26 protein-coding genes and 1 tRNA gene are annotated in these 22897 nt (G+C 41.0%); 8 read left to right on the forward strand and 19 right to left on the reverse strand.

The annotated features are described in order from the left end of the window. Positions 1-241 precede the first annotated feature (241 nt). Positions 242-514, reverse strand: a complete 273-nt coding sequence (locus HM003_04315) for a hypothetical protein (GenBank protein MBX5328561.1) — start codon at positions 512-514, stop codon at positions 242-244. A gap of 50 nt (positions 515-564) precedes the next feature. Further along, positions 565-1422 (reverse strand): aminotransferase class V-fold PLP-dependent enzyme, encoded by an 858-nt coding sequence (locus tag HM003_04320; protein ID MBX5328562.1) that lies wholly within the window; start codon positions 1420-1422, stop codon positions 565-567. 90 nt (positions 1423-1512) lie between these two features. On the opposite strand from HM003_04320, the gene HM003_04325 reads away from it, so the two are divergent. Beyond that, a complete protein-coding gene (locus tag HM003_04325) occupies positions 1513-1848 on the forward strand; it encodes a YbjQ family protein (GenBank protein MBX5328563.1) in 336 nt (111 codons plus the stop codon). 41 nt (positions 1849-1889) lie between these two features. Here the strand turns inward: HM003_04325 and HM003_04330 are convergent, their stop codons facing one another. Continuing rightward, positions 1890-2375, reverse strand: a complete 486-nt coding sequence (locus HM003_04330; protein ID MBX5328564.1) for a hypothetical protein — start codon at positions 2373-2375, stop codon at positions 1890-1892. Between the two features lie 123 nt (positions 2376-2498). On the opposite strand from HM003_04330, the gene HM003_04335 reads away from it, so the two are divergent. Next, entirely contained in the window at positions 2499-2900 is a 402-nt protein-coding gene (locus HM003_04335) for a zinc ribbon domain-containing protein (GenBank protein MBX5328565.1), read from the forward strand. Here the strand turns inward: HM003_04335 and HM003_04340 are convergent. Continuing rightward, a complete protein-coding gene (locus tag HM003_04340; GenBank protein ID MBX5328566.1) occupies positions 2897-4033 on the reverse strand; it encodes a hypothetical protein in 1137 nt (378 codons plus the stop codon). The genes HM003_04335 and HM003_04340 overlap by 4 nt on opposite strands. A 150-nt stretch (positions 4034-4183) precedes the next feature. On the opposite strand from HM003_04340, the gene HM003_04345 reads away from it, so the two are divergent. After that, entirely contained in the window at positions 4184-4843 is a 660-nt protein-coding gene (locus HM003_04345; GenBank protein MBX5328567.1) for a ribonuclease HII, read from the forward strand. On the opposite strand, the gene HM003_04350 is transcribed toward HM003_04345, so the two are convergent. The 4 genes from HM003_04350 to HM003_04365 form a co-directional block, all read right to left on the reverse strand. Continuing rightward, the gene (locus tag HM003_04350) at positions 4840-5787 is read right to left on the reverse strand and encodes a helix-turn-helix domain-containing protein (protein MBX5328568.1); all 948 of its coding nucleotides are present in this window, start codon (positions 5785-5787) and stop codon (positions 4840-4842) included. The genes HM003_04345 and HM003_04350 overlap by 4 nt on opposite strands. Positions 5788-5853: 66 nt before the next feature. Continuing rightward, positions 5854-6552, reverse strand: coding sequence for a fibrillarin-like rRNA/tRNA 2'-O-methyltransferase (locus tag HM003_04355; GenBank protein MBX5328569.1), 699 nt, complete (start codon positions 6550-6552; stop codon positions 5854-5856). Further along, positions 6536-7756 (reverse strand): C/D box methylation guide ribonucleoprotein complex aNOP56 subunit, encoded by a 1221-nt coding sequence (locus tag HM003_04360; GenBank protein ID MBX5328570.1) that lies wholly within the window; start codon positions 7754-7756, stop codon positions 6536-6538. Before HM003_04360 ends, HM003_04355 begins: the two co-directional genes overlap by 17 nt. A gap of 108 nt (positions 7757-7864) precedes the next feature. Next, complete coding sequence (locus tag HM003_04365; GenBank protein ID MBX5328571.1) at positions 7865-8125, reverse strand: TIGR04076 family protein; 261 nt, start codon at positions 8123-8125, stop codon at positions 7865-7867. Positions 8126-8276: 151 nt separating this feature from the next. Here HM003_04365 and HM003_04370 point away from each other — a divergent pair, with 151 nt between their 5' ends. Beyond that, on the forward strand, positions 8277-8495 hold the full coding sequence (locus HM003_04370) for a hypothetical protein (protein MBX5328572.1): 219 nt from the start codon (positions 8277-8279) through the stop codon (positions 8493-8495). A 2-nt stretch (positions 8496-8497) separates the two neighbouring features. Here the strand turns inward: HM003_04370 and HM003_04375 are convergent, their stop codons facing one another. Next, positions 8498-9178: an HAD family hydrolase gene (locus HM003_04375; GenBank protein MBX5328573.1), complete on the reverse strand. Its 681-nt coding sequence runs from the start codon at positions 9176-9178 to the stop codon at positions 8498-8500. Positions 9179-9254: 76 nt separating this feature from the next. Between HM003_04375 and HM003_04380 the strand changes: the two genes are divergently transcribed. After that, the gene (locus HM003_04380; GenBank protein ID MBX5328574.1) at positions 9255-10175 is read left to right on the forward strand and encodes a dihydroorotate dehydrogenase; all 921 of its coding nucleotides are present in this window, start codon (positions 9255-9257) and stop codon (positions 10173-10175) included. Then, a complete protein-coding gene (locus tag HM003_04385) occupies positions 10141-10971 on the forward strand; it encodes a dihydroorotate dehydrogenase electron transfer subunit (protein MBX5328575.1) in 831 nt (276 codons plus the stop codon). The genes HM003_04380 and HM003_04385 overlap by 35 nt, the downstream gene beginning before the upstream one ends. A 9-nt stretch (positions 10972-10980) precedes the next feature. On the opposite strand, the gene HM003_04390 is transcribed toward HM003_04385, so the two are convergent. The 5 genes from HM003_04390 to HM003_04410 form a co-directional block, all read right to left on the reverse strand. Beyond that, positions 10981-11505, reverse strand: coding sequence for a hypothetical protein (locus HM003_04390; protein ID MBX5328576.1), 525 nt, complete (start codon positions 11503-11505; stop codon positions 10981-10983). A gap of 259 nt (positions 11506-11764) precedes the next feature. Next, a complete protein-coding gene (locus tag HM003_04395; GenBank protein MBX5328577.1) occupies positions 11765-12436 on the reverse strand; it encodes a hypothetical protein in 672 nt (223 codons plus the stop codon). A gap of 14 nt (positions 12437-12450) precedes the next feature. Next, a complete protein-coding gene (locus HM003_04400) occupies positions 12451-12843 on the reverse strand; it encodes a hypothetical protein (protein ID MBX5328578.1) in 393 nt (130 codons plus the stop codon). A 12-nt stretch (positions 12844-12855) separates the two neighbouring features. After that, positions 12856-14007, reverse strand: coding sequence for a hypothetical protein (locus tag HM003_04405; protein ID MBX5328579.1), 1152 nt, complete (start codon positions 14005-14007; stop codon positions 12856-12858). After that, positions 13995-14294, reverse strand: coding sequence for a hypothetical protein (locus HM003_04410; protein ID MBX5328580.1), 300 nt, complete (start codon positions 14292-14294; stop codon positions 13995-13997). The genes HM003_04405 and HM003_04410 overlap by 13 nt, the downstream gene beginning before the upstream one ends. 298 nt (positions 14295-14592) lie before the next feature. Here HM003_04410 and HM003_04415 point away from each other — a divergent pair, with 298 nt between their 5' ends. Next, positions 14593-17622 carry an isoleucine--tRNA ligase gene (locus HM003_04415; GenBank protein MBX5328581.1) on the forward strand — a complete coding sequence of 1010 codons (3030 nt, stop codon included), beginning with the start codon at positions 14593-14595 and terminating at the stop codon, positions 17620-17622. A gap of 49 nt (positions 17623-17671) precedes the next feature. On the opposite strand, the gene HM003_04420 is transcribed toward HM003_04415, so the two are convergent. Beyond that, complete coding sequence (locus tag HM003_04420; protein MBX5328582.1) at positions 17672-17986, reverse strand: hypothetical protein; 315 nt, start codon at positions 17984-17986, stop codon at positions 17672-17674. Positions 17987-18136: 150 nt separating this feature from the next. Beyond that, positions 18137-18460, reverse strand: a complete 324-nt coding sequence (locus tag HM003_04425; protein MBX5328583.1) for a hypothetical protein — start codon at positions 18458-18460, stop codon at positions 18137-18139. A 1360-nt stretch (positions 18461-19820) separates the two neighbouring features. Here HM003_04425 and HM003_04430 point away from each other — a divergent pair. Continuing rightward, positions 19821-20738, forward strand: a complete 918-nt coding sequence (locus HM003_04430; protein ID MBX5328584.1) for a hypothetical protein — start codon at positions 19821-19823, stop codon at positions 20736-20738. A gap of 604 nt (positions 20739-21342) precedes the next feature. Here HM003_04430 and HM003_04435 read toward each other — a convergent pair. From HM003_04435 to HM003_04445, 3 genes are all read right to left on the reverse strand, one after another. Next, a tRNA-Ala gene (locus tag HM003_04435) sits at positions 21343-21420 on the reverse strand. A gap of 193 nt (positions 21421-21613) precedes the next feature. After that, complete coding sequence (locus tag HM003_04440; GenBank protein ID MBX5328585.1) at positions 21614-22024, reverse strand: hypothetical protein; 411 nt, start codon at positions 22022-22024, stop codon at positions 21614-21616. Between the two features lie 97 nt (positions 22025-22121). After that, positions 22122-22736 (reverse strand): hypothetical protein, encoded by a 615-nt coding sequence (locus HM003_04445; GenBank protein MBX5328586.1) that lies wholly within the window; start codon positions 22734-22736, stop codon positions 22122-22124. Positions 22737-22897: the final 161 nt, after the last annotated feature.

A 22897-nucleotide genomic window follows, 5' to 3' on the forward strand; every position in this document is an offset into this window, starting at 1 on the left:
GTCGCAGAGAGTAGGGTCGTCACGCCTAAACCTATTCTCTGGGCAAAGTTTTGAGGTGATATGAAAAAGGCAAGCAGAGATATTGTAGTTATAACCGCTATGGGTAAAACGCTTTTTATAAATGATGAAACTGCAGGTCGCTTTAATGAGATGCTAAAGACGAATCTAGAATATGTTTCGTCACCGTAAGAGTGTTCGGTTACAAACGTTTCAAAATTTCCAATCTCCCAGCCAGCCACATTTACGGTCTCATCGATGTTTGATGCTGGATCCTTCGAGAAGGATAGTAAGAAGCGTTGAGGTTTTTGTGTTCTAATTCTACGGTGAGTTCATGCGTTTCATATGGATATCGTGTAAAATCGAAAGTTTTTATGAAATCTCCTCTAACTCTATATTCTAAATACCCTTGCTCTTCATCTGCGTAGATTTCATATTTTGTGGGAAAACCGTTGGTGAACTCAAACTCCTTTACCTCATCTAATCCTATTTCAGAAGAATTGAACCTAAACCACAAGTAGAAATCCAGCTTATAGCTACTTGCAGCTAAATCCACCTTTTCTATATTTACAAGCCAAACTCTAATAGTAATTTCAAGGCTTCCATCGTGCCAATGAAACTTATGAATCCCGGCGAGCCGACTTCAAAACGGCTTGCCGTGTCAGAAAGTTTCAAGCTCCAAATGTCCCAGAAATCTATGGTTTCGAAAATTTCTTGCTTCACACTCGCCCAACCGACGAATGTTGGCTCAAATTTTTCGATAAGTTCCTCTTTAACGTAAAGGTAGCCTGTTCCGGGAGGGCTTAGAAGCCACTTGTAACATGCCGTAGCCAAAAAGTCCACATTGTCCCTTTTTACATCTATTGGCATGGTGCCAACTGATTGTATTGCGTCAACGATTAGGTAGGCTCCGTGTTCATGAGCTATTTCGCTTAAAGCCCGCAAGTCATGGCGAAAACCGTTAACGTATTCAACGTGGCTTACTGCAACTGCCACAGTCTTGTCGTCAACAGCTTTCTCCACATCTTCAAGCAAGATTTTGCCATTTACATTTTTCACGTAATCAACTTTCACGTCTAAACCCTTACGCAGCCAAGGATAAACCACTGACGGATATTCCAAGTCGGTCGTGACAATTTTTGAGCCACGTGGATGAGTGAGCACATTTGCGGCTATATTCAATCCCATGGAGGTGTTTTCGACAAGCGCGACTTCTTCTGGTTTGGCGCCGATTAGTTTCGCAAAAAAGGGTTTTCCGCCGTCGTTCCATTTAATCGAAGTGTCTCCGAAATTCGAGAATTCGTCAACGCATTTGCGAAGAGCATCAGCAACTGGTTTTGGAAGAGGCGACTGCGCGGCATGGTTCAAAAACACTTTGTTTTTGGTTATTGGAAATTGTTCGCGAATCTTCTTTATGTCTTCCATATAGAAAGCTCCTTACCGCATTAGTTAGTAACCCAAATTAATAGCGTTGACTATAAACCTCTTTAGGTTATACACATGAACGAAAAAGCTATTGTCGTGGTTACGACACCAGAATTGCCTGGGCATGGAATAGTTAAGGTTTTAGGCGTTGTGCATGGGTTAACAGTGAGAACTAGAGGAGTTGGCGGAAAATTCGTCGCTAGCGTTGAAGGAATTTTCGGTGGAGAAGTGACTTCTTACACTTCTGAATGCGAAAAGGCAAGAAGAGAATCATTGGAGAGACTTATTGAGAACGCTAGAGAAAAAGGTGCAAACGCAGTTATAGGCGTGGATTTTGAAACAAGCGACATACTCCAAGGCACAGCTACAATCTTCGCAGCCTACGGAACAGCAGTAATCGCAAAACCGTTAGAAAAAGGTCCATGATTTCCTTCAGTGATGAATAAGCCCGTTCAAAGCGTTAGGTGTTATCTGAACAAAGCCAAAATTACTGCTCTAATAATCAAAGAGACGCCAATCAATGCTATTATTGTCGCCCAAAACGAAAACCACATAGCATGAGTTGTCGTTGCGTTAAGAAAGTTATTTACTAAAAAGCCACCCACAAGCCAAAACACAATGTCTCCTGCGGTATCTGCTTTTTTATTCAGTGGTGAACGAGCAAAAAGGCGCAGTGCAAGCAAAACTGCAAGGAAGATGCCCCACGAGAAACAGAATAGAGCAGCAGCTGAGTAAACAGCCGAGTGGTTTGCTGGATTTACGGGTGCTGGAAGAGAAATATTAAGTGAAACGTTGGGCACTTGGACAATGTTGAAGTCTTGGAAAAAGGCTACGGTGTTGTCGATTAATCCTGATGTTCCAATAAAGAGCACACCTAAAAGAATAAAGAAGACGCCTGCTGAAAAGATGCTTAGAAATTGTTCCCTTGTCTTCTGTGAAAAATCGGCGCTCATTTTTGTTTTTTCTCCACGCATTACTTTCGCTTAGCATGCATATAACATTTCGCAAAATGTCTTAACATGCCTTAAATACTCAATGCGACAATAAGAAACTGAAATGTGTAAAAGGTGAAGTGGATGCCTGAATGCAAAAAATGCGGTTCCAAAGTTGAAGAAGACATGAGTTTCTGTCCAAAATGTGGAGCACCATTAAAAGTCGAGGCAATTTCTACTGGACAGCCTCCGACGGCTCAGCGTCCTAAAGACGAAAAAGAAGAGAAGCACGAGAAACATGAGAAACATGAAAAAGAGAAGGCGGAAAAGCACGAGAAGAAGGAATACGCCTTTTTAGGACCGCTTATCGGCGGCATAGTCTTGATTATTATAGGCTTAAGTTCTTATCTTGAAGTTACCGGTGCTCTTGATGTGCAAACAAGAAGAATGATGTGGGCTTTGTTCATAATCATAATTGGCGTACTCATAATATTTGGCGCGTTCTACTATACAATGACGGCAAGAAAGAAGTATCCTAAGCCCTAGATTACCCAGCCAAAAAACAGCCTAAACAAGTAATGTTCCAAACGCGTTAGAGTATTGTTTCGTCCGACCACGCGGAAATAATTTTTTCCAACAGCTTCTATCAAATCTCCTATGTCGTATCTTGGAAACATGCATGAAGATATTATCAGTTTACCCCATTCTCCACGTTTAAGTTCATGCAGCATTTTCACTTCATGGTTTGTTTGAACTTCGAAGAAGTATTTGTCATAGTTTGGAGAAATGTATGGCAAATCGTCAAGTTGCTGTCCAAAAACGCCTTCAGTGGCGCTGTAGATTTCGACAACTGGAACTTGTCCAAAATGCTCTCTTAATTTTGGAGCATATTTGAACTGGATTTTTCGCACGCTTGTACAGAAAAGAGCGTGGAACTTCCATAGTTCCTTCGGTTTTTTACCGTGTCTCTGTTTGACGTATCGGGCAAAGGCTAAAATGATAGGTGTTACTCCCATCGTGGCGACTACATTCTCATTCAATGCTTGCTGATAAGCCAGTTCAAACCGTCTTTCCCAGTCCTGCCTAGTGATACCCGCACCCAACGCGTCTATATCTTCTTGCCTGGGCGCAAGGCTAACTCTATCAAACATGGGGTTAAGCCTCGCGTAGGTGCCTGAACTGTAACCGTAAGTAACCTCACGACCATCCACAACCATCGTGTGAACGCTGGATGGAAAGTTCAAGTTGAGAATTTTTCCTGTAAAAATTTCAAAATCCTCTTTTCTCAACGCGTAATTTACGAGAGCCCTTGCTCCGCAAATGAAAATTTGCTCTATGTGCGTTTTTGTTGCGGGAAGCACTTTTGCGGCGCCTGTTGAACCGCGAGTCATGACCCAGCATAAGACGGGTTCAGGAAGAATCGCGTTGTAGTTGCCTTTCACAACTTCGCTGAAGTATGGGTTAAGCCCTTTATAGTTTATTACTGGAAAGTTTTTCCTAAAGTCTGCGGCGTCTTTGACTTCTGTGGCGTTGTGGTTTTGTCCATATCTTGTTTTGGCGTAAGCGCTAACCAAATCGTTGAGAACTTGCTCTTGATGTTTTTCTGGGGTCTTTAACGATTCGTACCATGAGCCGATTATTGGCTGAAGTATTCCAAGATTATCGTTTTCACGGAACATTGCGATACGAACTAAGAATTGTGCAAAATCAACTAATATACACATCGCCACTCAAAACGCGATTTTGATTTTTCGCGACGGAATAAAATAAAGTGTTATAGCCTCGAAGCTAAAATACTCCTTAGCTGAAAATTAGAAGGTTGCTTTATGCTGGTTGCAGGCGTTGACGATGCAGGACGCGGTTCCATAATCGGTCCACTGGTAATTGCTGGAGTGCTAATGCAAGAAGAGGACATACCCAGACTTGTGCAATTAGGCGTTAAAGACTCAAAACTGTTGTCTCCACACCGAAGAGAAATCCTCGCAGCAGAAATCAAACGCATCGCCAAAAATTATGCAGTAATGAAGTTGACACCGAGAGAAATTGACTATGTTGTTGAGACTGGCAGAAAACTTCACAAGCTCAACCGTCTGGAAGCGCAAACCATGGCGAAAGTGATAGAAACGCTAAAGCCGGACATCGCGTATGTGGATGCTTCGGATGTTCTGGAAGAACGATTTAAAGAGCACATTCTAGAGGAGTTATCATTCAAAATACCTATAATATCTGAACATAAAGCTGACAGAAAATATCCCATAGTCTCAGCAGCGTCAATAATAGCTAAAGTAGAACGTGACAAAGAAATTGCAGGGCTTGCACGCAGATATGGCGATTTAGGATGCGGCTATCCCACAGACCAGAAGACACTTGAGTTTCTCCAGCAATGTCTGAAAAAATTTGGCGAATACCCTGAGTTTGTTAGAAAATCTTGGAAGCCCGCCAAAAAAGCCAAGAAGGAAAATGATTCTCGTCAGGCTAAGCTAGTTTAAACCATGCAGATTATATCTTCTGGTTTTCTGATTTTAGAGAGGTCATCACGGTAAATGCATGGTATGTCCTTGTTTGGTGGTTTTTGTTTTTCTGTTATCAGTACTGGATGTGCTTTGATTATTCGGCTGACGCTTAAAATTTCCTCTACCCTACGGTTGAGTGTACGTTCTCGGTCGTTTGCCACTCCACCGATAATTTTCATTTCTTCTTCTGGAACTGTTATGACAAAATCGAAAGGTGCCCTTTTCACCATTGTGACATGGGAACGCGAAAATTTGCTGCAAATTTTGGCAAGAAGTCTATTTTTTGCTATAACATTTCCAGCCGTTCTCAGCAAGGTACATTTACGTTGATTTTTAGGTTTCTCGAAAACATTTACTGGCTTGGCAACGGGCGCTCCAAGAGCATAAATCAAATTATAAGCAGTCGCAACTGAAGCTTTAGCCATGCCACGTTCATAACCATAAAGAGTTCGCCGTGATATACCAATCATTTCCGCCGCTTCGCCTGCAGATAGACCTAGCTCTTGTCTTCTGCGCTTAATTGTTTCACCGTCAATCTCAACGTAATAGCCGCCTGGACCTGCTTGAATTAGTGGATAGATTTTGTGAAGCACGATGTTCTCGAAAGTTTTGGATGTGACTGCAAAAACATCATATCTTTTGTAAACTGTGTCATCTTCTAATGGTTTTTCACGTGTTCTTTCGCTTACAAGAAAATATGCTGCTGAGACGCACTTGGACACGAGTTTAAGCTCTTGTGAATCATCGAAGGAGAAACTGTCAATGTCCACTTGAAACTTTATGAAAACAACATTGTCGCCCTTTCGCGCTGCATAATCAAAACAACTGTGCCTAACACAACATTTCTCAGAAACGCTGAAACCCGCTTCTTTCAGCACAGTCTCTGGAGCTTTTTTCTCCTCCCTCTCCCTATAAACCATCGAGCGTCACAAAAAATATCATCACGCTGTCCGATATAAACTATACTTGTCCTCTAGAAGATAGATTCAGTAGAACTGGGCCACTATCATGGCATGCGCTTTATCGTAGGGTTCCAAATGGACGACTTCTTCGATGTCGAAACCACGGCTTTTCAACACTTTGGTTTCTTGTTTGTAGACTTCTGAGGGTTCTTTTGTTACGTCTATGCTTTGGGATTTTACGGCAAGCATTACCCATCCGTGTTTTTTAAGGAATAAGTCCGCGTTGTCTGCGAGAACTTTTGCTTGTTCCGGCTGGGCGATGTCGCAGTAAATGTCATCAACTTTTCCGCTGATAAACACGGCGTATTTCTCTGGAAACCGCGCGTCTTCAAGAATTGGCAACATGTTAAGTCTATAAGCGCAAACGTTGTTCACAAGTTCTCTTATGGCTCTGGATGCGAATTCCACACAGTAAACGCGTCCTTTTTCGCTGACAATGTCTGAAATGTGACTGGCAGTGGTTCCAGAGGCAGCGCCAAGATAAAGCACTATATGATTTGGCTTTATAGGGACAGTTTTCAAATTTTTGTTTATAGCTGCTGCGAGCTTACTGCGGAAAGCATCCCAGACGCGGTATTCAACGCCTTCACAGCGTATTAACCTCTCGCCATACACGTTTCTTCCAGGCGTAAGATTCCGCGTTGCCAGCCTTTGGGCTCCATCTTCTAATGTTACTTGGTAGATTGCTGGGAATTGCGGATGAGGCTTAACGTTTACGTGCACGTTTGTTCTTTCTCCACTTTTTCTCTTGTTGAGGTTTCTTTTCTGGAATTTGCGGTGGTTCAGTGTATTTTTCGCGGATTTCTTCAAGTCTCTTTTCCAAGTCAGCTTTCAAATCGTCGCCTATGTATCTGCCTCCGAAGGCATCTGACCTCGCGGCTATGGCTAGTTTTCCAGCTAAAGCCCGTGCGATTTTGCCTCTTTGCCATTTTTTGGCTTCATGCAAGTAGGTGTGCTGAAAGATTATTCCGTGTTTTGGCGGTCTTGCTCCAGACTTTAACGAGCGGAATAGGGCTTTTTCTGCTCCTAAAACTTGGATTGTGCTTGCTGGTCGTCTTGCTAGGTTTGTTAATCCGCCTGAGATGGCAATTAGGCGTGCGCCGAGTAATGCGCCGACTATGGCTTTCACGTTTGGCGCGACTTCTTCCATGGCTGTTTCTAAGTATTTTTCCATGTTCTCTCTGAGTTGGTATAGGTTAAGCACGTCTTTGCATAGGGTTTGAATTTGTTTGAGGTCTGCTTCAGCGAGGTCTGCGCCCATAGAAGCTTCGGCTGTTTTGGCTATTTGTCCAGCTTTTGATTTTGACATGTCATGTTTTTCAAGCGCTTCGACTGTGAAATTTTCTCGGTTGCCAAGCTCCAAAATTAAGCGTGCGTAGGTTTCGTGCTTGTCAATTAGGCGGTCAAGTTCTGGAAAGTGAATTCCGTACCATTCTCTCACGCGACTCATGAACAAGTTTATTGTCTTATCTAAATCATCAAGCGTTTGAATGGCTTGAGCAATGATTAGGTCTCTTTTCTCCACTGCGCCTTTGACTCGGAGCTTAGCGATTTCCATTGTGACGTTATGCGTCCACACATTAAATTCTTCTGCGTTCTTTACAAATCCTGTTTCAACCGCAAACCTTTCCATGTTAGAACGAACCAGTTCGCCAGCGCGTGAAGGCTTAGCAATTTCTGTCGTGATTCCCAGTTTTTCCGCTTCTTTGGCGAGACTTGCGTTTTCAAAAACAAACTTGTTATAGCCTTTTTTCTTTAATAACTCAATCAAACTGGCAACTTCGTCCACGATTTTTCCAGATTCAATTTTTGTAATGGTTTTAGCGGCGTTCTGAGGGTTTTTTGAAAATAAAACTTTCTCAACAAGCGCGTTTTCTTCGCTAAAAGCAAGTATCCCAAACGCGCATTCAATTATTGTTGCTTTCATCGTCTTACGCCTCAGTCCGAATACTATTGACAATTTATCTCCTAATAAATGATTACTGAATAAGCTATGCGTCATGCAGTCTTCAGATTATTTAAAGATGCCATTTTGTCATTTTTTGATGCGGCGGATTTCGAAGACCACCGGGTTTTCTGCGTCTGGACACGCATTGCATATCACGTTTTTGTCTTCTGCCCACGGAAACTCTACGCCATAACACATAGCGTAGACCTTCGGAAGAATCACCATTAACGCACTGTAGCAAATGTTGCCCTTCACGGATTTGCCGTCAAAAACTATCTTGTCGCCAACCTTATGCCCGAAAGCACATTTGCCTTTTTGGCTTTTCACGGTAACTTCAACAAGAGACATGCGAATTCCTCAACAAGCGTTTGTAAAGCGAAACATAAAATAAAGCTTATCTCAGGCTCGTCGTGGATGGCTTGTTTAACAGAACTTTTCTACATAAATCTTAAGTGTTCAAAAACCGAAGTATAACGCAATAATGGATGAGCTGACGCTTATGAGCAATTTTAAAAACATAATTGAGAAGATTAAATCCTTAGAAGCTGAACGCAAAAATCTTATGTTGGAAATTGAAGAGCTTAAGAAGATGGCGGATTCCAAAGCTAAAGCCTTAGAAAGCGAAATAAGCATGCTACGGGAAGAAGTGAAATCGTTGCGTGTGCTATTGGGTGCTGAAGAGCCCGAACCTCCCTTGGGACAAAAAAAGAAGAAATAGGCTTAAACATATTTTAGCAGCTCAGTCAAATGCCTTATCGAATCCAAATTTGCATGTCCTTTTCCATCTCTGTCAATCAATATAGGCTTTAATCCAGCTTTCCGCGCGCCTTCATAATCATACTCAACAGAGTCTCCAACAAAAATTACTTCTTCAGGCTTCATGTGAAGTTTTGTAAGTGCGTGGAGAAAAATTTCCTTGCGAGGTTTTGCCTTCTTGCAAGCGTCAACTCCAATAACGATGTCAAAATAGCCTGTTAAGTTAAGTCTTTGAAGGACTTGTTTGAAGTCTTTTTCTGTTCCGTTCGTTACTATGCCCATTTTTATTCCTTTATTTGATAATTCTGTGAGAGTTTCTTGCACGTCTGGATAAACGGTCAATTCGGCGTATTCCCACCATAACTCGTCGATTTTCCGTGCCAAAAATTCCCTGTTTTCCCTTATGCCAAGCCTTTCCAACATCCTCAAGTTCCATTTAATCCAATACTTCTGTCCAAGCCTAGCCATTTCTTCAACATCAAGCTCTCTCTGATTTACGCCATGAGCTTCTGCAATTCTGTCCAGCGGAACAATGATTCCATGAGCTTCCAATATTCTTCGGTGAATTTCATGAGCATGCGCAGTCTTAACCAGCGTCCCTCCAAGGTCAAACAGCACCGCTTTAATCTTCCTAGTTTCGGGCACAGTCCGCACCTAAAGAACTAAGTTTTATCTTGTCAAAGGGTATAATCTAACTTAAAAGTTTGCGGAGAAGGCACGTTTGAAAGATAATCGTTTAACAGTTAATCTGGCTGGTTTGAAACTTGCAAATCCTACAATTTTGGCTTCTGGAATCTTGGGCTATTCTGCGGAAACATTAGAAAGTATTGTTGCTGGCGGGGCTGGCGCGGTTGTCACAAAATCTGTTGGTTTAAAGCCGAGAGTTGGCTACGCAAATCCGACGGTTGTTCAGGTGGACTGCGGCTTGATTAATGCTATGGGTCTTCCAAACCCTGGAATTGGCGAGTTTGTTAAGGAGATTCGCCAAGCAAAAAAAGTTCTGAATGTTCCTCTAATCGTCAGCGTTTACGGCTTTTCTGAAGAAGAGTATGCGGCGGTGTCAAAGAAGGCAGCAGATGCTGGTGCAGATGCTTTAGAGCTTAACGTTTCATGTCCGCACGTGAAAGAGACTGGTTCAGAAATTGGACAAAAACCAGAAATTTTGTCGAAGGTTGTTAAGACGGTTAAGGATGCTGTAGATAAACCAGTTTTTGTTAAGTTGTCTCCAAACGTTACCAGCATAGCTGACATTGCCGAAGCAGCAGCAAAGACAGGCGCGGACGCTTTAACGGCTATAAACACCGTCAAAGCAATGGCAATCGACCCAGAAACAACCATGCCCATTCTAGGCAACAAGTTCGGCGGACTTTCCGGCTCGGCCATAAAGCCCATAGCGGTGCGATGCGTTTACGATATTTATGAACGGGTTAAAGTGCCGATAATTGGATGCGGTGGAATCGCAGACTGGCGTGACGCGGTGGAATTCTTCCTTGCCGGAGCATCAGCAGTTCAGATTGGAACTGCAATAGCGACTAAAGGCTCAAACGTGTTTAGAACGGTCACGCGTGGATTAAATGCATATTTGAAACGTAAAGGCTTCAAAAACGTTGGTGAGATTGTTGGGTTATCACATCGCTACTAACAAACTGAGAACTACGCAAATTCAGAGCATAAAAACTGAAACGCAAACAGTGAAAACCTTCGCCTTCAAAGATAAGCTATGCGCCAAAGCTAAGCCTGGGCAGTTTCTAATGCTTTGGATTCCTGGCGTGGACGAAATCCCGTTCAGCATATTAGATGCACGAGAAGATGGAAGTGTTGCCGTAGCTGTGAGAAAGGTTGGAGAAGCGACAAGCGCCTTGCATAACAAAAGGATTGGTGAAATTATTGGCATACGTGGTCCGTTTGGCAATGGCTTTACGGCGAAAAAAGGAAAAGTGCTTATGGTTGCTGGCGGAACTGGTGTTTTTCCACTTTTGTTTCTCTCCAGAAAAATCAAGCCAAAAGCGACAAGACTTGTCTTCATAATAGGAGCAAAAACAAGAGAAGAGCTCTTTTTCATAGACGAAATTGAAAGATTCTGCGGTAAAGAAAATGTTGTTGCGTCAACCGAGGACGGCAGTTATGGCGTAAAATGCTTAGCTTCAGAATCACTGGAACTGCTTTTGTGCAAAGAAAAGTTTGACATGATTTACACTTGTGGACCGGAGCTGATGATGCGGAAGGTTTTGGATTTGGCTGAAAAGCATGGAATAGCGTTGGAAGCAAGTTTGGAACGTTTAATGCGTTGTGCTATAGGCTTGTGTGGAAGCTGCGTCATAGGCAAATACCGTGTCTGCAGGGATGGTCCAATTTTCAGTGCCCAGCAATTAATTAAAGTTAAGACAGAGTTTGGAAAGTTTAAGCGTGATTTTGACGGAAGAAAAATATCCTTTTAACGCCATTTGTTAATGTGAGAACAGTGTCCGCAGAATGTGTTTGGCATTACTATCTTGTGAATTTCTATGGCGAGTGAAAATTCTTATGTATTTTCTTGTTAATTGCCTAACTTTGTCTTCATCATTAGAGTATTTTACGTGCAGCAATTCATGTATTAATGTTGCCCTTGCTCGAGCTTTGATGTAGCAGTACACGTTTTCTTTTTCAGTCTCTTGCATTAGTTTCTTACAGAATTCCAATCTTTTTGGATAGATTACAATTTTGCCTTTTTTGTTGAATTTTCCAGCGAGTCCATTCCCGTTCTGCTTTCTAAATGGAAATGCTCTTATCTGAATGGTGGTAATCATGTGCTCATTTATGTTTTCTTTTAATATTATCCAGTTTATGAAGCGTTGAAATAAAGGGTTAGTTAAAGTTTTGAAGGCAACAGCAGCGTATTTCCTATAAAACTTGATGTCCTTTTCAGGGCATCCCTCAAATTTTTGAGAAACCATGGTTACCTTTATTTTGTTTGATATTTCTTGCCTTTGCATTACTATTTCAGCCTAAATCCTAATTTATTTCCGAAGAGAAACAGAAAGAAACTGCCTACATCTTCAGATATATACAATAATAATTGCCAATAATGTATATTAACCTTGTCAGAAGCGTTAAAAAACACGTAGAAAAACTAAGAACTTAGAGACAAGGGTTAACTTACCAGCGATTTTTGTGACCCCTGTAATTTTCCTAATTGATGAAGAGAGTAAAAATGGGGGAATAGCGTTCGGGTTTTATAAGTTTGTTGAGCTTTTAGCTTCTTTTGTGCCTTGTGAAAATTACTGCTGCTGCCACTATCGCTATTGCTACAGCTACTGAAATGCAGATAGAAAGCAATTCTATTGACAGATTTGGCAGCATTAGCGGGTTTGATGATGCTTGCCAAATGTTTGTGCTTGTTGCCTTGAAAGTCGCTGATGTTGAGCCTTGGGTTAAAGTTGTTTCCACGAGAATTCCCGTCTGTTTATCCCAACTGCAATTAAACTGCATTTCGCCTTGCGAGAAGCTTGCGTATACTGCTGTTCTGCTTGCTCCTGCGTAGATTCCTGTTTTCTCGCCTGCAATCGTCACACTGCCATATCCAACTATTTGGATTGTGTCTCCAGTCTTTGAGTTTGCTGGTATAAATGCTTGAAAAGTGACGTTTCCATCGCCACTAGCAACATCCAACGTTCCAATTTCGTTTTGCTCTGCTCCACTGCTCATATGCATAGTCATTTTAAGAGTTACCATTGTTCCAGTAACAGACAAGCATTCCAGTTTGACCCATTGTGGTGTGTCCTCTGAAGGAGTGTTGCTTGCTGTAAGTTCACATTTTACCCAGTCACCAGGTTTGATTCCAACTTGTGCGTCTGTATAAGCCAAAGCTGCACTAAGCAAAAACAGCATTATGGCAGTTGTTCCAAGGGCAACAGCTTTCTTCATTTTGCTCCCTCTTCTTATTGTCTGCGTTTCACGATTATTACTGCCATTACGGCCGCTACAGCAACAATGGCGACAGACAGCATCAGCCACCAATAGCTCAATATGCTTGTTAAGTCTACGCCGCCAATGCCGCCACCACCGCCTTGCAAATGTGCCGTTAATTCATGAAAACTGTGGTGGTACTGCACATAGATTTGGGCATTTTTGCCTACTTGGCTTATTTGAAAGTCTATTGGCTGATTGTCCAATGTGACTTTGATATCTGAGAGCGAGTTCACTATTTCTATTGGAACTGTTATGTTAGCTATGCCTGTTGTGCCGTCTGGACCACCTACGGAAATGCTTAAAGCCATGCTTGTGGAGTTAAAGACTACTCCTAAAACAGAAGAGTTTGTTGAAACATACATGGTTTTGTTTGATCATTCAAGCGTCATACGAATCCACCCTTCTGGGAGAACCGTGATGAAAGCATTCAAGCCTGTAGCTGCAGCCTCAAGACCATCACTTACACCGTCGCCATCTGTATCTGCTTTTGTCGGGTCAGTCTTGAAGATTTTGACTTCGACACCGTCGCTGAGTCCATCATGGTCAAAATCTGTGCTTCCCAACCATGTTCCATAATTAATTTCTTCCAAGTTTGTTAATCCATCCTCATCATAATCCATGTCAACATCTGTTGGGTCTAATGGACAGAGGGAATTCTGAATTTCAGAGGAGTCAGATAAGCCATCTCCGTCGCTGTCCGGATTAGGTGTAATAGGCAATGCAAAATCTAGAAGGTATGGATAGCCTTCTGAAGCTCCATAGTATGGAACTTTAATGTATGCGGCAATTGAGTTGTTAACTGGCAACCATACAAGCCCATAGCCTCCGCTGAGAATGTTGTGTCTATTGTTTCCATCCAGATCTACGGCTGTCATATTACCCATCCATGAATCCCAACTTGTGGCGACCCCCCAGTCAGTTATGGTGCCATTAATTTCTGAGTAAGTTAGCATTGTTCCGTTAGATGTCCAGTCGACAAACGCTCCAATTTTCCCACTAGAAGCTGACGTGACATTGGTGGGCGGTTCTGCACCGTTTATGTCTACAATCCAAACTTCGTCGCCCACTGCGTAGGCTATTTTGTCGTTTGATGGAGAAGCCTTCAAACTTGTGATAAGTTTATCTATTCCTTCAAGTTGTAAAATCAGCGATTTTTCATTGGTGGTTAAGTTATATTTCCAGATGTAGCTTGTGTAGTTGTATTGACCGCTTGTAGCATTATACATAGTCTCGCAGGAAGCATAAATTAGAAATCCCTCATTGGTTACATCAATGAGGAAAGGTCTTCTCATCGAGTTCACTAATGTGCTGTTCATGTAGGTTACGAAAGTTGAATCAGTTCCGTCCAAATTTACAGAGAATATTTGTGGAAGCCACTCTGTATTCGGGACTGTCACGTAGAATATTTTTGTTTCGTCTGGCGAAAAGGCAAACTGAATAATGTTTTCCCATTCGAGTTGTCCTATGTTAATGGAGAAGTTATATGCTAATGCACCGCTTTCAACGTCTATAATTAACACTTCCATTCGTCCGTAGGTATGCCATAGAGTTGAGATTCATAAACACGTCCGTAAATCAGCAAGTATCTTCCAGTGGGCGACCAAGCAAGGCTTTTTGCATTAATCCACCCATGTCCAATGTTAATAAAATCTCCTTGACGCCACACTATTGTGGGTGTCCAATAGATAAGCCTTGGATTAGCCTCTGCAGTAGGTGCAAACGCACTTGAAGGAGGAATTTTGTAGAATCCAAGCATTGTTGTGGCAACTAAAATAGCTATTGTGGCGATGCAGGAAACTTTAGTTCTTGACATTTTGTTTTTACTCCATGAATTTATAGCATTTCTTACTAGAGCATACTCTAAAAGGCTTATGAAAAATAATTCCAGATAAAAAATCCTAAAAATTTATCATAATTCTAACTAAATTTTAAACCAAAATCCTAAAAATGCCATAAAACCCAACCAATCACACAACACTTGAAGACATCATGCTGTTCAGATAAATGAAATAGCAATGTTGCAACTAATTCCATACGCTTAACACTGATTCAAAAAGGTTATATGTGGCTGTGGCTATTTTGGTGTATTTGCGGGTGCAATGTGATGAAAGGTGACCGCCAAATTCAAAGTTGATTCTAACAAATGGCTCAGCATGGATTATCGCCCGCTTGAACTTGAAAAAGAAACACGTGAATTCTGGACCCAAAACCGCATAAAAAAGAAGTTAATGGATTTTCGTGAGAAAAACAATAAGGGCGTAACGGGCTGGGTTGAAGGGCCTCCAACGTTGAATGGCATACCACACGTTGGGCACGCAAGAGGACGCGTAATGAAAGATTTACGCTATCGCTGGAAGACAATGCAAGGCTACTTCATGCCTTTCTGGGCTGGCTGGGACACACAAGGCTTGCCGGTGGAGCTTGAGGTTGAGAAACTTTTAGGCGTCAAGAACAAGCGGGAACTTCTCGAACGCGTAGGCGAAGAACGCTTCATAGAAGAATGTAAAAAAGCTATTATGAAATATCACCGTGAATGGGTTAAAGCTGATGAATTGCTCGGAGTGTTCATAGACCAAGAAAAGGCTTACTGGACCTATCTGGATGATTACATAGAACGCGAATGGCAATATCTTAAGCGAGCATGGGAACAAGGCCTGCTGGAAGAAGGCTACTACGTCGTAGCCTACTGCCCAGGCTGTCAAACTAGCTTAAGTAGCGCGGAAGTTGGCTACGAAGATTCTTACAGAGAAGTTGAAGACCCATCATTATATTTCAAATTCAAAGTCGCAAACAGCCAAAACGAGTACTTCCTAGTGTGGACGACAATGCCCTTCACGCTTATAACGGACATGCTGTTGGCTGTGCATCCCGAGGCAGAGTATGTGAAAGTCAAAGTCGGCGACGAAACATGGATACTCGTCAAACAACGCGTCGAACCAGTCATGCAAGAATTAGGCATAAACAAATACACGCTAAAAGAAACAATGCTTGGCAAAGAGCTTGAAGGAACAAAATACGATTACCCATTCAAAGACTTAATACCCAAACAAGCCGAACTGGACAAGCATCCACTAGTGCATAGGGTTGTCTGCGAAGATTTTGTGGACATAAACACAGCCACGGGCGTAGTGCACCAGTCGCCGGGAAACGGTGAAGAAGACTTTTTCGCAGCACAAAAACGTGGCGTTCCAATATTCGCGCCTTTCGATGACGAAGCCAAATTCACAGAAGAAGCAGGAGTCTTCAGCGGCATATTTGCACGTGACACGGACAAAATGGTTGTTGAAGAACTACGCAAAAGAGGCTTACTCGTTGAAGTGAAAACTATAAAACATGAGTATCCAACATGCTGGCGTTCACATCACAAGCTCGTGTGGCTCGCCAGAAAAGAATACTTCCTCCGAACAGACAAAATAAACGACAAAATCGTCGAGGCTGCCGAAAGAGTTGAATACTTCTTTGAAAGCCCCAAAAACCGCTTCCTCTCCTTCTTAAAAGAAGGTAAACCATGGTGCATATCCAGAGAACGCGTCTGGGGCACTCCACTGCCAGTTTGGAAATGCGAAAAATGCGGAGCGAAAACGCTCATAGCAAGCAAGAAGGAATTGCTCGAAAAAGCTTTAGAAAAGTCAAATGGACATTTTGAGCTGCATAAGCCATGGGTTGACCGTATAAAAATAAAATGTGAAAAATGCGGAGGCACAATGCACAGAGAAGACTTTGTTCTAGACACGTGGCACAACAGCGGAGCTTCACCATACGCAAGATTCACCGACCAAGAATTCGCAAAGTACGTGCCAACTGATTTCCTAACAGAAGGAATAGACCAAACCCGAGGATGGGCAAACTCGCTTCTGCTAGAGCATGTCATATTAACCGGAAAGGCGGAAGCCCCATACAAGGCGTTTATGTTTCAAGGCTTAACGCAAGACGCTAAAGGAAGAAAAATGAGCAAAAGCCTAGGAAACGTTGTGGAAGCCAACAAGCTCCTAGAAAAGTATTCTGCAGACCTTTGCAGGTTCTACATGCTGCGGAAATGCGCGCCAGTGGACTTCATGAACTTTGATTTTCAAGAATTGACCAAACGCCCATACCAAGTGCTCTCAACACTATATCACTTGAACAGATTCTTTTTGCAAAACGCAGAATACGACAATTTCAACCCGCAAGAGCACACGCTGGAATGGGCAAAAAAAGAAAAACAACTCAAAAATCCAGACCTATGGCTGCTTTCAAAACTTCAGCAGCTTATAGAAGCTTATACTGCCAAACTCGAAACGTGCGAATTCAACTTCACCCTTGCAGCTTTAGAAGACTATGTAATCGAAACATTAAGCAGACTTTACGTGCCAATGGTTCGAAAAGAACTTTGGACAGACGACCCAGAAACACTCAACAGAAGACTAGCCATATACGCAACCCTGTGGCATGTTCTCAAAACCGTTACGTTGCTGTTCAATCCGGTTACGCCATACTTAAGCGAGGCACTATACCAGAACGTTTACAGAAAACTCAGCCCCACATTACCAGAATCGGTGAACTTTGAAAGCTGGCCAGAACCATCCGAGAAACTGCGAAATAAAACTTTAGAAGAAGAATTTGAAGTGCTGTTCAAGTGCGTCTCGCTTGTTTACTCCGCTAGGCAGTCGGCGAAGCTGAAGAGAAGATGGCCGCTTAACCGAATGATTGTCGTAGCTCCAGAAAAGGTTTGTAAAGCGCTCAAAAATGTTGAAGAACTATTCCTAGAACTTGCAAATGTTAAAACAGCAGAATACGCTCACGAGGCACCGAAGGATATGGCTCAAAAAGAGTGGGCTTCAGCTGCTGAAGAAGGCGTACAAGTCTTCTTAGATGTTCACCGCGACGAAAAACTACTCGGCGAAGGTTTAATGCGTGATTTAGCCCGCAGAATCCAATCTCTAAGGAAGGAGTTAGGCTACGTGCCAACTGACATCCTAGACGCTGCTAATATTGCTGAGCTTGACGACGAAAGCAAAAAATTGCTTAAGCCGCATTTGAAAGAAATGGAGGAACTTGTCCGCGTCAAAAATGTGCGCTTATACAATAAACGCGAAGAATTAGAAACGGAATGGCATGAGTACTCGCTTGACGATAAAAAAGTCTACATAGCCATTTCTTAACCATTTTAAGAAGCTCTAGTGTTGCTAAAGAGGTTTTATGAGAAGCGTGCTATCTTTCGTCTTGTTGGAAGAAATACTCGGTTTTTTCTTCCTCTTCTTCTATGTCCTGCGTTATCATGGAGCTTTCAAATTTTTTTCCTTGTTCCTTCAGTTTCCTTTCTAGCTCTGCAATTCTCGATTCAAGGTTTCCTACAGCTTCATGCTTAGCTTTCAAATGTTCCTCAAGCTCTTGGATTGTTATTTTTTCTTCGATTATTTTCACTTTTTCTTGTAGTGCTTTCTCTTTTTCTTCTAATGAGAGTAACTGGAATTCTAGTTCTGCTTTTTTCTTGTGTAAGTCTTCAAGTTCATGCCAGCTGCTCAAGCATGTTCACCTAGGTTTCTTCCATGGCGATAAAGAGATAATAATGTTATGAAGACAAAATCTATATTGGAAATCAAATTTGGAAATGAACAAATGTAGATTCTAGTACTACAATGCTAATGCTATTCCATAATAATACTTTGCAAATTTTTAGTTATCTTGCGAGCTGAAGGTTGTCTGAAATGAGAAGGTATCTGCGGCGCTATTTTCGATTGCTGTCAGATAAAACTTCAAATGGACTACTTCGCCGGGAGATAGGCGTATCTTGTCTGGGACTGTGGCGTTTTCTGGTTTAAGCCTCGTTTCGCCCGTTTCCACTTTTACCAAGTACAATATCCACGAAGAAGTTTCAAATTGAATTGCTGCTGCATTGTAGGATGTAAAGTTTGAGGCTTTCCATGTAACATTTATTTCAACATTGCCTTCATTTCTGAGGTAAAAATCCAAAATTTCTGTGTCGTCTCCAGAGGACACGTTAAACTCTCCCCAATCGTGACTGTTCAAAGGCTGCGTACATGAAGGGTCAAGTATGTTTGTATTTTACCATCACTTATTATGTTGCTTGGTGGTTGATGGTCTTTGTGAAGTATACTGTGGCTAGGGCTGTGGAAAGCAGTACTATTATGCAGAGCATGGCGAGAAGGCTCAGATGCACTTCTCTGTTGAATACAGTTACGTATTTTCTCATGTTTATTCCTTCAATTGCGATAAGAGTGTTTACCTAACCTAAGTGAGTCTGTGAGGGTGAGAATGTAGTGTTTTAGGTGTAGTTTCGTGAGACGTACACCAGCGAATTATCTTTTAGGAGAAGGAGCAAAGAGTGAAAGTGGTGGTGTGCCATAATTAGACGTGAAAATGCTAAACCCCGTCTGTGTTTTACTATTTTCTAACGTGAATTTTCTTTTATATTCATTCCTGAGCTCCTAATTTTTCATAACATAAAGATAGAAACGTTAACACAACCGTGTCAAATAAAATTTTATTCTAACAATTCAATAATAAAAATGGGGGAGAAAGGAGAAAAATAACGGCAAATAATCCTTTTTCCGCGTAACAAATAAACTAGTATTGAAAAATTGTTCAACAAGATATTTTTGATAAGTGAATCAGTGATGGTTCATCTCCAGTTTTCCAACAACCCTATACATAGTGTTATATGGAAGCTTAAGGTCTTAAGCTAACTCGCGAACGCTAACCTTAGACCGAACCATGAAAGCCATTTAGAACAAAAACTTCAAAGAAAACTTTGAATAGGCAAAAACCGTCTCAGTCCTATCGCTGAACTATGCTTGGCATGCGAAGATTTACATCAGCTGCATTCTAAAAGCAGAGGGTGACGTTGGAAGATATAGTCAACATCATTTAAGGGCTAACTTCGCCCTATAATTTTCCCAGAACATTTGGTTGCTCTTTTTTTGTTGATTGAGAAAATTAAAAAAGGTCTGGAATAATGCAAAAATCATCCCATCCAAAACATGCGTGATTTAGATATCATTACAAAAATAATTAGGATTCTCGGCTTAATTATTTCTAGCGGCTATAAAAATTGGATGAGCCAACATTAAAAAAGATAAGAAACAAAGGTACCTTTCTACGCAAAATTGATGTTAAGCAATATCGCACATTGAAAGGTTGCTTAAAAAAGCAAAATCCCTGGTGTCACAATACCATTGAAGTAAAAGATAAATTTAAGAGAAACCCATTTATTCATTGCTTAAATCAAATGAAAAATTGTGAGAAAGAATAGCAACCACAAGGCAACTATAGAGAGAGTTGGAGCGCATATAAACTCATGGATCTTAATTAATTCGATTAACGAAATAGGGTTTCTAAGATGCAGATTCCCGAGGAAATTGTCAAAGTTACTATCCAACTGATACAGAAAACATATAAAGTTCCTGATGATTTGATTGCACAAGTATTTGTTGCGGAAGCAAATAGAGATTCTGATTTTATAAGTTTTCTTAAAGAAAAGGAGGATTACTCAGAATTCCAAAGAGTTTCAGCTTACAGAAATTTAATCAAGAAAGTGAAGAGGCGGCTTTACTATAGGCTCAGACGTTATGACACGTTAGAAGCGCAGAATAGGGAGGGTATACTCAATAAATTGAGGCTTACTATTGAAGAATATGGACTTTGGTCACCACAATCTTTCGAATTGCATCGGGAGATTTTAAAAACACATGTCTCCACTCGTGAACGCCTAGAAGTAGCTTCTGACCTTTTTCATAGTATTTTCAGAATAACTGGAAAACCACAGAAACTTCTTGATATTTCTTGTGGTCTTAACCCACTTTTTGTACCTTGGATGCAAATCCAAGAATGTATTTACGTCTGCACGGAGCTACATGACAACCTTTGCAACTTTATTAATTCTTATCTCAAAATAGTTTCTCCCATTTTAAATATCCAAGCTCACGTATTAAAACTAGACCTGTTAGAACTATTTGATAGCGAAAACAAAAGAATAGTTTTCGAAACAAATCCTTTGTTAGCAGATTGTTCTGGTGCATTCTTGTTCAAGGTTTTACGGTCTATGGAAAGAAGAAGAAAAGGTATTGCAAAACAAATATTGCAATGGACACCAGCAGAATGGATAGTAGTAAGCGAGGCAACAAGATCATTGGTTAAAAGAGAAGATATAAGAAGACGGGAGAAAATATGGTTGAAAAGATTATTTACACAACTAAACTATTCAGTCAAGGAATTTCTAGACTATCCTGACGAAATCATTTTTATTATTGAAAAATAACCGCTATAATTATAGCTATTTTCATTAATGTTTATCACCTTATTAAAAACTGGTTGAGACGAAATCGTCTTGCACAACAAGTCGGCGATACGTTGCGCCTTTAAGCCCTCTTCGCTTTGTTCTCGGAATTCTCTAACACTCGTAATCCACGAAAAATATTGACACAAGTTCCTGCTAAGAGAAAGGATGAGTCTAGTACATAGGCTTGGGCGAATGGTCTTTCGGTCTTAAAATATAAGGGTGATATTGTCTTGTATTTCTACTCCACCTTGCGTGTCCCTTAAAACCTTTCTTATTAATTAAATGGGTTTTTTCATTCTCAAAAGAAAACCGCCCTTCCAACACCTATAAAGATTAGCAGATACAATATCCCTGCTCAAATCAGTCGCTTTAACAATATCCTTTAGGTTTTTCCATCTGCCAAAATACCTATAAATAAGTCTACGCGAGCCACCATACTTACCCATGAGCGGTCAAATTATATTTGGAAGTGTAAAATTTAAACTCTCTAGAAAATGAACGCGTATGTCAAGACTTAATTTCAATTAAAACAAGTCTAAAGCAAAAAATAAGCAAAAATTTTGCCTAAAACAGGCTTTTTTAGTGGTGGACCGGGGGGGATTTGAACCCCCGGCTTCCGCATTGCGAATGCGGCGTTCATACCAGACTGAACTACCGGCCCAGAGAGGTTTCCTTTGAGAAAAGATGTGTATAGGGTTTTTAGGAATTGTGGTTCGTTTTAATGGCTTATAGCAGAAAATTATCTTTTTTTGTAGTGTTCATTTTTAGATTTGTTCGTTAATGAGTTGGGATGATAGAGAAAAATATTTCCTTTAGCTTTTATAGTTTCTTTGCGTAAATTGTTTTTTCTTGGTTTATTGTTCTGGTTCGAGAGGTATGAGTGGTATTGTTGGTTCTTTTGGTGTGCATGTAGGAGTGTATGCGTAAGGTGGTCCAAAGTTTAGGAAAATTCGTCCGTCTGGCATCGGAAGAGGCGGTTGTTGTTGGGAATTTTCGTTGTTGTCTGTTTCAAAGGAGTTGTCAGTGTATTTAGGAATGTCTTCTTGAGAGTTGTCGACTGTTGGTTGGTTGCTTGTTTCTTGTTTTTGTTCGTCATATGTGTTCATGTGTTTATCGTTGTCTGCAGCTTTATTTATATCCAAATCACTCTTCTCAGTGTTTCTGAGTGTTTCTTTGGTTGGTTGAGCATAGAAGGCTAAGCTTGTAGAAACTGCGGCAGTTAAGATGCACATGATTAATATTGGTGCTATAGTTTTCTTCTTCATTCTCTTTTCTCTCCTAAATTTTCTCTGGCAACTCTGCCATAAATATTTGTTGTCTTCATGAAACACTGAGCGGCATGATGAAGATATGCGAACACGGTTATTTAATGGCGCTTGGTCTTTGTTGTCTTTTATCTTTAAGTTTGCGCTTGGAACGTAAGTTGACTCGGAGGTAAATTATTCCGATAACGAGAATTGCTGCGCCTATGTATGCGAAGTTTGAGTTTATTAATGGTATGCGATCGGGCATTAAAACTGGCACAAGCTTAACCTCCGTCCAATTCTTAGTCACGTTGGCGTACACTTCTACTGGAGAGTTTAAAGAAGCATTTTGGGCGTCGAACACGAGATGATATGTTCTGGGTTGTGTTCTTATTTGGTGTGTCCATGTCATGTTGACTGTGTTTGTGTTGTTTAAGAAGTAATATGTTATGTTTGGTTGTTGTGTTTGGTTAACTATTGAGAAGTTAAAAATTGAGTTGCTTGTTGCTAAAATATTGAGTGTTTGTTCAATGCTTAACTCAACCGTGACGACTTTGTTTTGAGATTGGTATATTTCAAAGTAACCGTCTATTAGAGTTTCAGACATTGGAACTAACTGGGATTCGTCTCGCGTGTAGGTGAAGAGAGGCATCGTGCAAATAATAAGAACAGAACCAAGTAAAATCAGCATAAACGAGATTACAACTGTTTGCGAGATTTTCTTGTTTACCATGCGGACTGCCACTTTGTGTTTGTTCTTTAATGGTTGATTAGATAAAAGTTTAAAATAAACATGTTTGTTTTGAATTGTCAACGTTTTTCTGTAGGTCATGGTAAGACGTTATCGATGAAATGTTTGGAACATAGCCAATAGAACTAAATTCCACAAAATTC

The sequence above is a fragment of the Candidatus Bathyarchaeota archaeon A05DMB-5 genome, from assembly GCA_019685655.1.
GTDB lineage: Archaea > Thermoproteota > Bathyarchaeia > Bathyarchaeales > Bathycorpusculaceae > DSLH01.

Bases quoted from the DNA above. Each gene is read 5' to 3' on its own strand.
- HM003_04350 (MBX5328568.1), bottom strand. From the start codon at position 5,787: ATGGTTTATAGGGAGAGGGAGGAGAAAAAAGCTCCAGAGACTGTGCTG.
- HM003_04400 (MBX5328578.1), bottom strand. From the start codon at position 12,843: ATGTATGTTTCAACAAACTCTTCTGTTTTAGGAGTAGTCTTTAACTCC.
- HM003_04320 (MBX5328562.1), bottom strand. From the start codon at position 1,422: ATGGAAGACATAAAGAAGATTCGCGAACAATTTCCAATAACCAAAAAC.
- HM003_04365 (MBX5328571.1), bottom strand. From the start codon at position 8,125: ATGTCTCTTGTTGAAGTTACCGTGAAAAGCCAAAAAGGCAAATGTGCT.
- HM003_04395 (MBX5328577.1), bottom strand. From the start codon at position 12,436: ATGAAGAAAGCTGTTGCCCTTGGAACAACTGCCATAATGCTGTTTTTG.
- HM003_04445 (MBX5328586.1), bottom strand. From the start codon at position 22,736: ATGGTAAACAAGAAAATCTCGCAAACAGTTGTAATCTCGTTTATGCTG.
- HM003_04370 (MBX5328572.1), top strand. From the start codon at position 8,277: ATGAGCAATTTTAAAAACATAATTGAGAAGATTAAATCCTTAGAAGCT.
- HM003_04340 (MBX5328566.1), bottom strand. From the start codon at position 4,033: ATGTTCCGTGAAAACGATAATCTTGGAATACTTCAGCCAATAATCGGC.
- HM003_04335 (MBX5328565.1), top strand. From the start codon at position 2,499: ATGCCTGAATGCAAAAAATGCGGTTCCAAAGTTGAAGAAGACATGAGT.
- HM003_04390 (MBX5328576.1), bottom strand. From the start codon at position 11,505: ATGCAAAGGCAAGAAATATCAAACAAAATAAAGGTAACCATGGTTTCT.
- HM003_04405 (MBX5328579.1), bottom strand. From the start codon at position 14,007: ATGGAAGTGTTAATTATAGACGTTGAAAGCGGTGCATTAGCATATAAC.
- HM003_04430 (MBX5328584.1), top strand. From the start codon at position 19,821: ATGCAGATTCCCGAGGAAATTGTCAAAGTTACTATCCAACTGATACAG.
- HM003_04360 (MBX5328570.1), bottom strand. From the start codon at position 7,756: ATGAAAGCAACAATAATTGAATGCGCGTTTGGGATACTTGCTTTTAGC.
- HM003_04410 (MBX5328580.1), bottom strand. From the start codon at position 14,294: ATGTCAAGAACTAAAGTTTCCTGCATCGCCACAATAGCTATTTTAGTT.
- HM003_04330 (MBX5328564.1), bottom strand. From the start codon at position 2,375: ATGAGCGCCGATTTTTCACAGAAGACAAGGGAACAATTTCTAAGCATC.
- HM003_04440 (MBX5328585.1), bottom strand. From the start codon at position 22,024: ATGAAGAAGAAAACTATAGCACCAATATTAATCATGTGCATCTTAACT.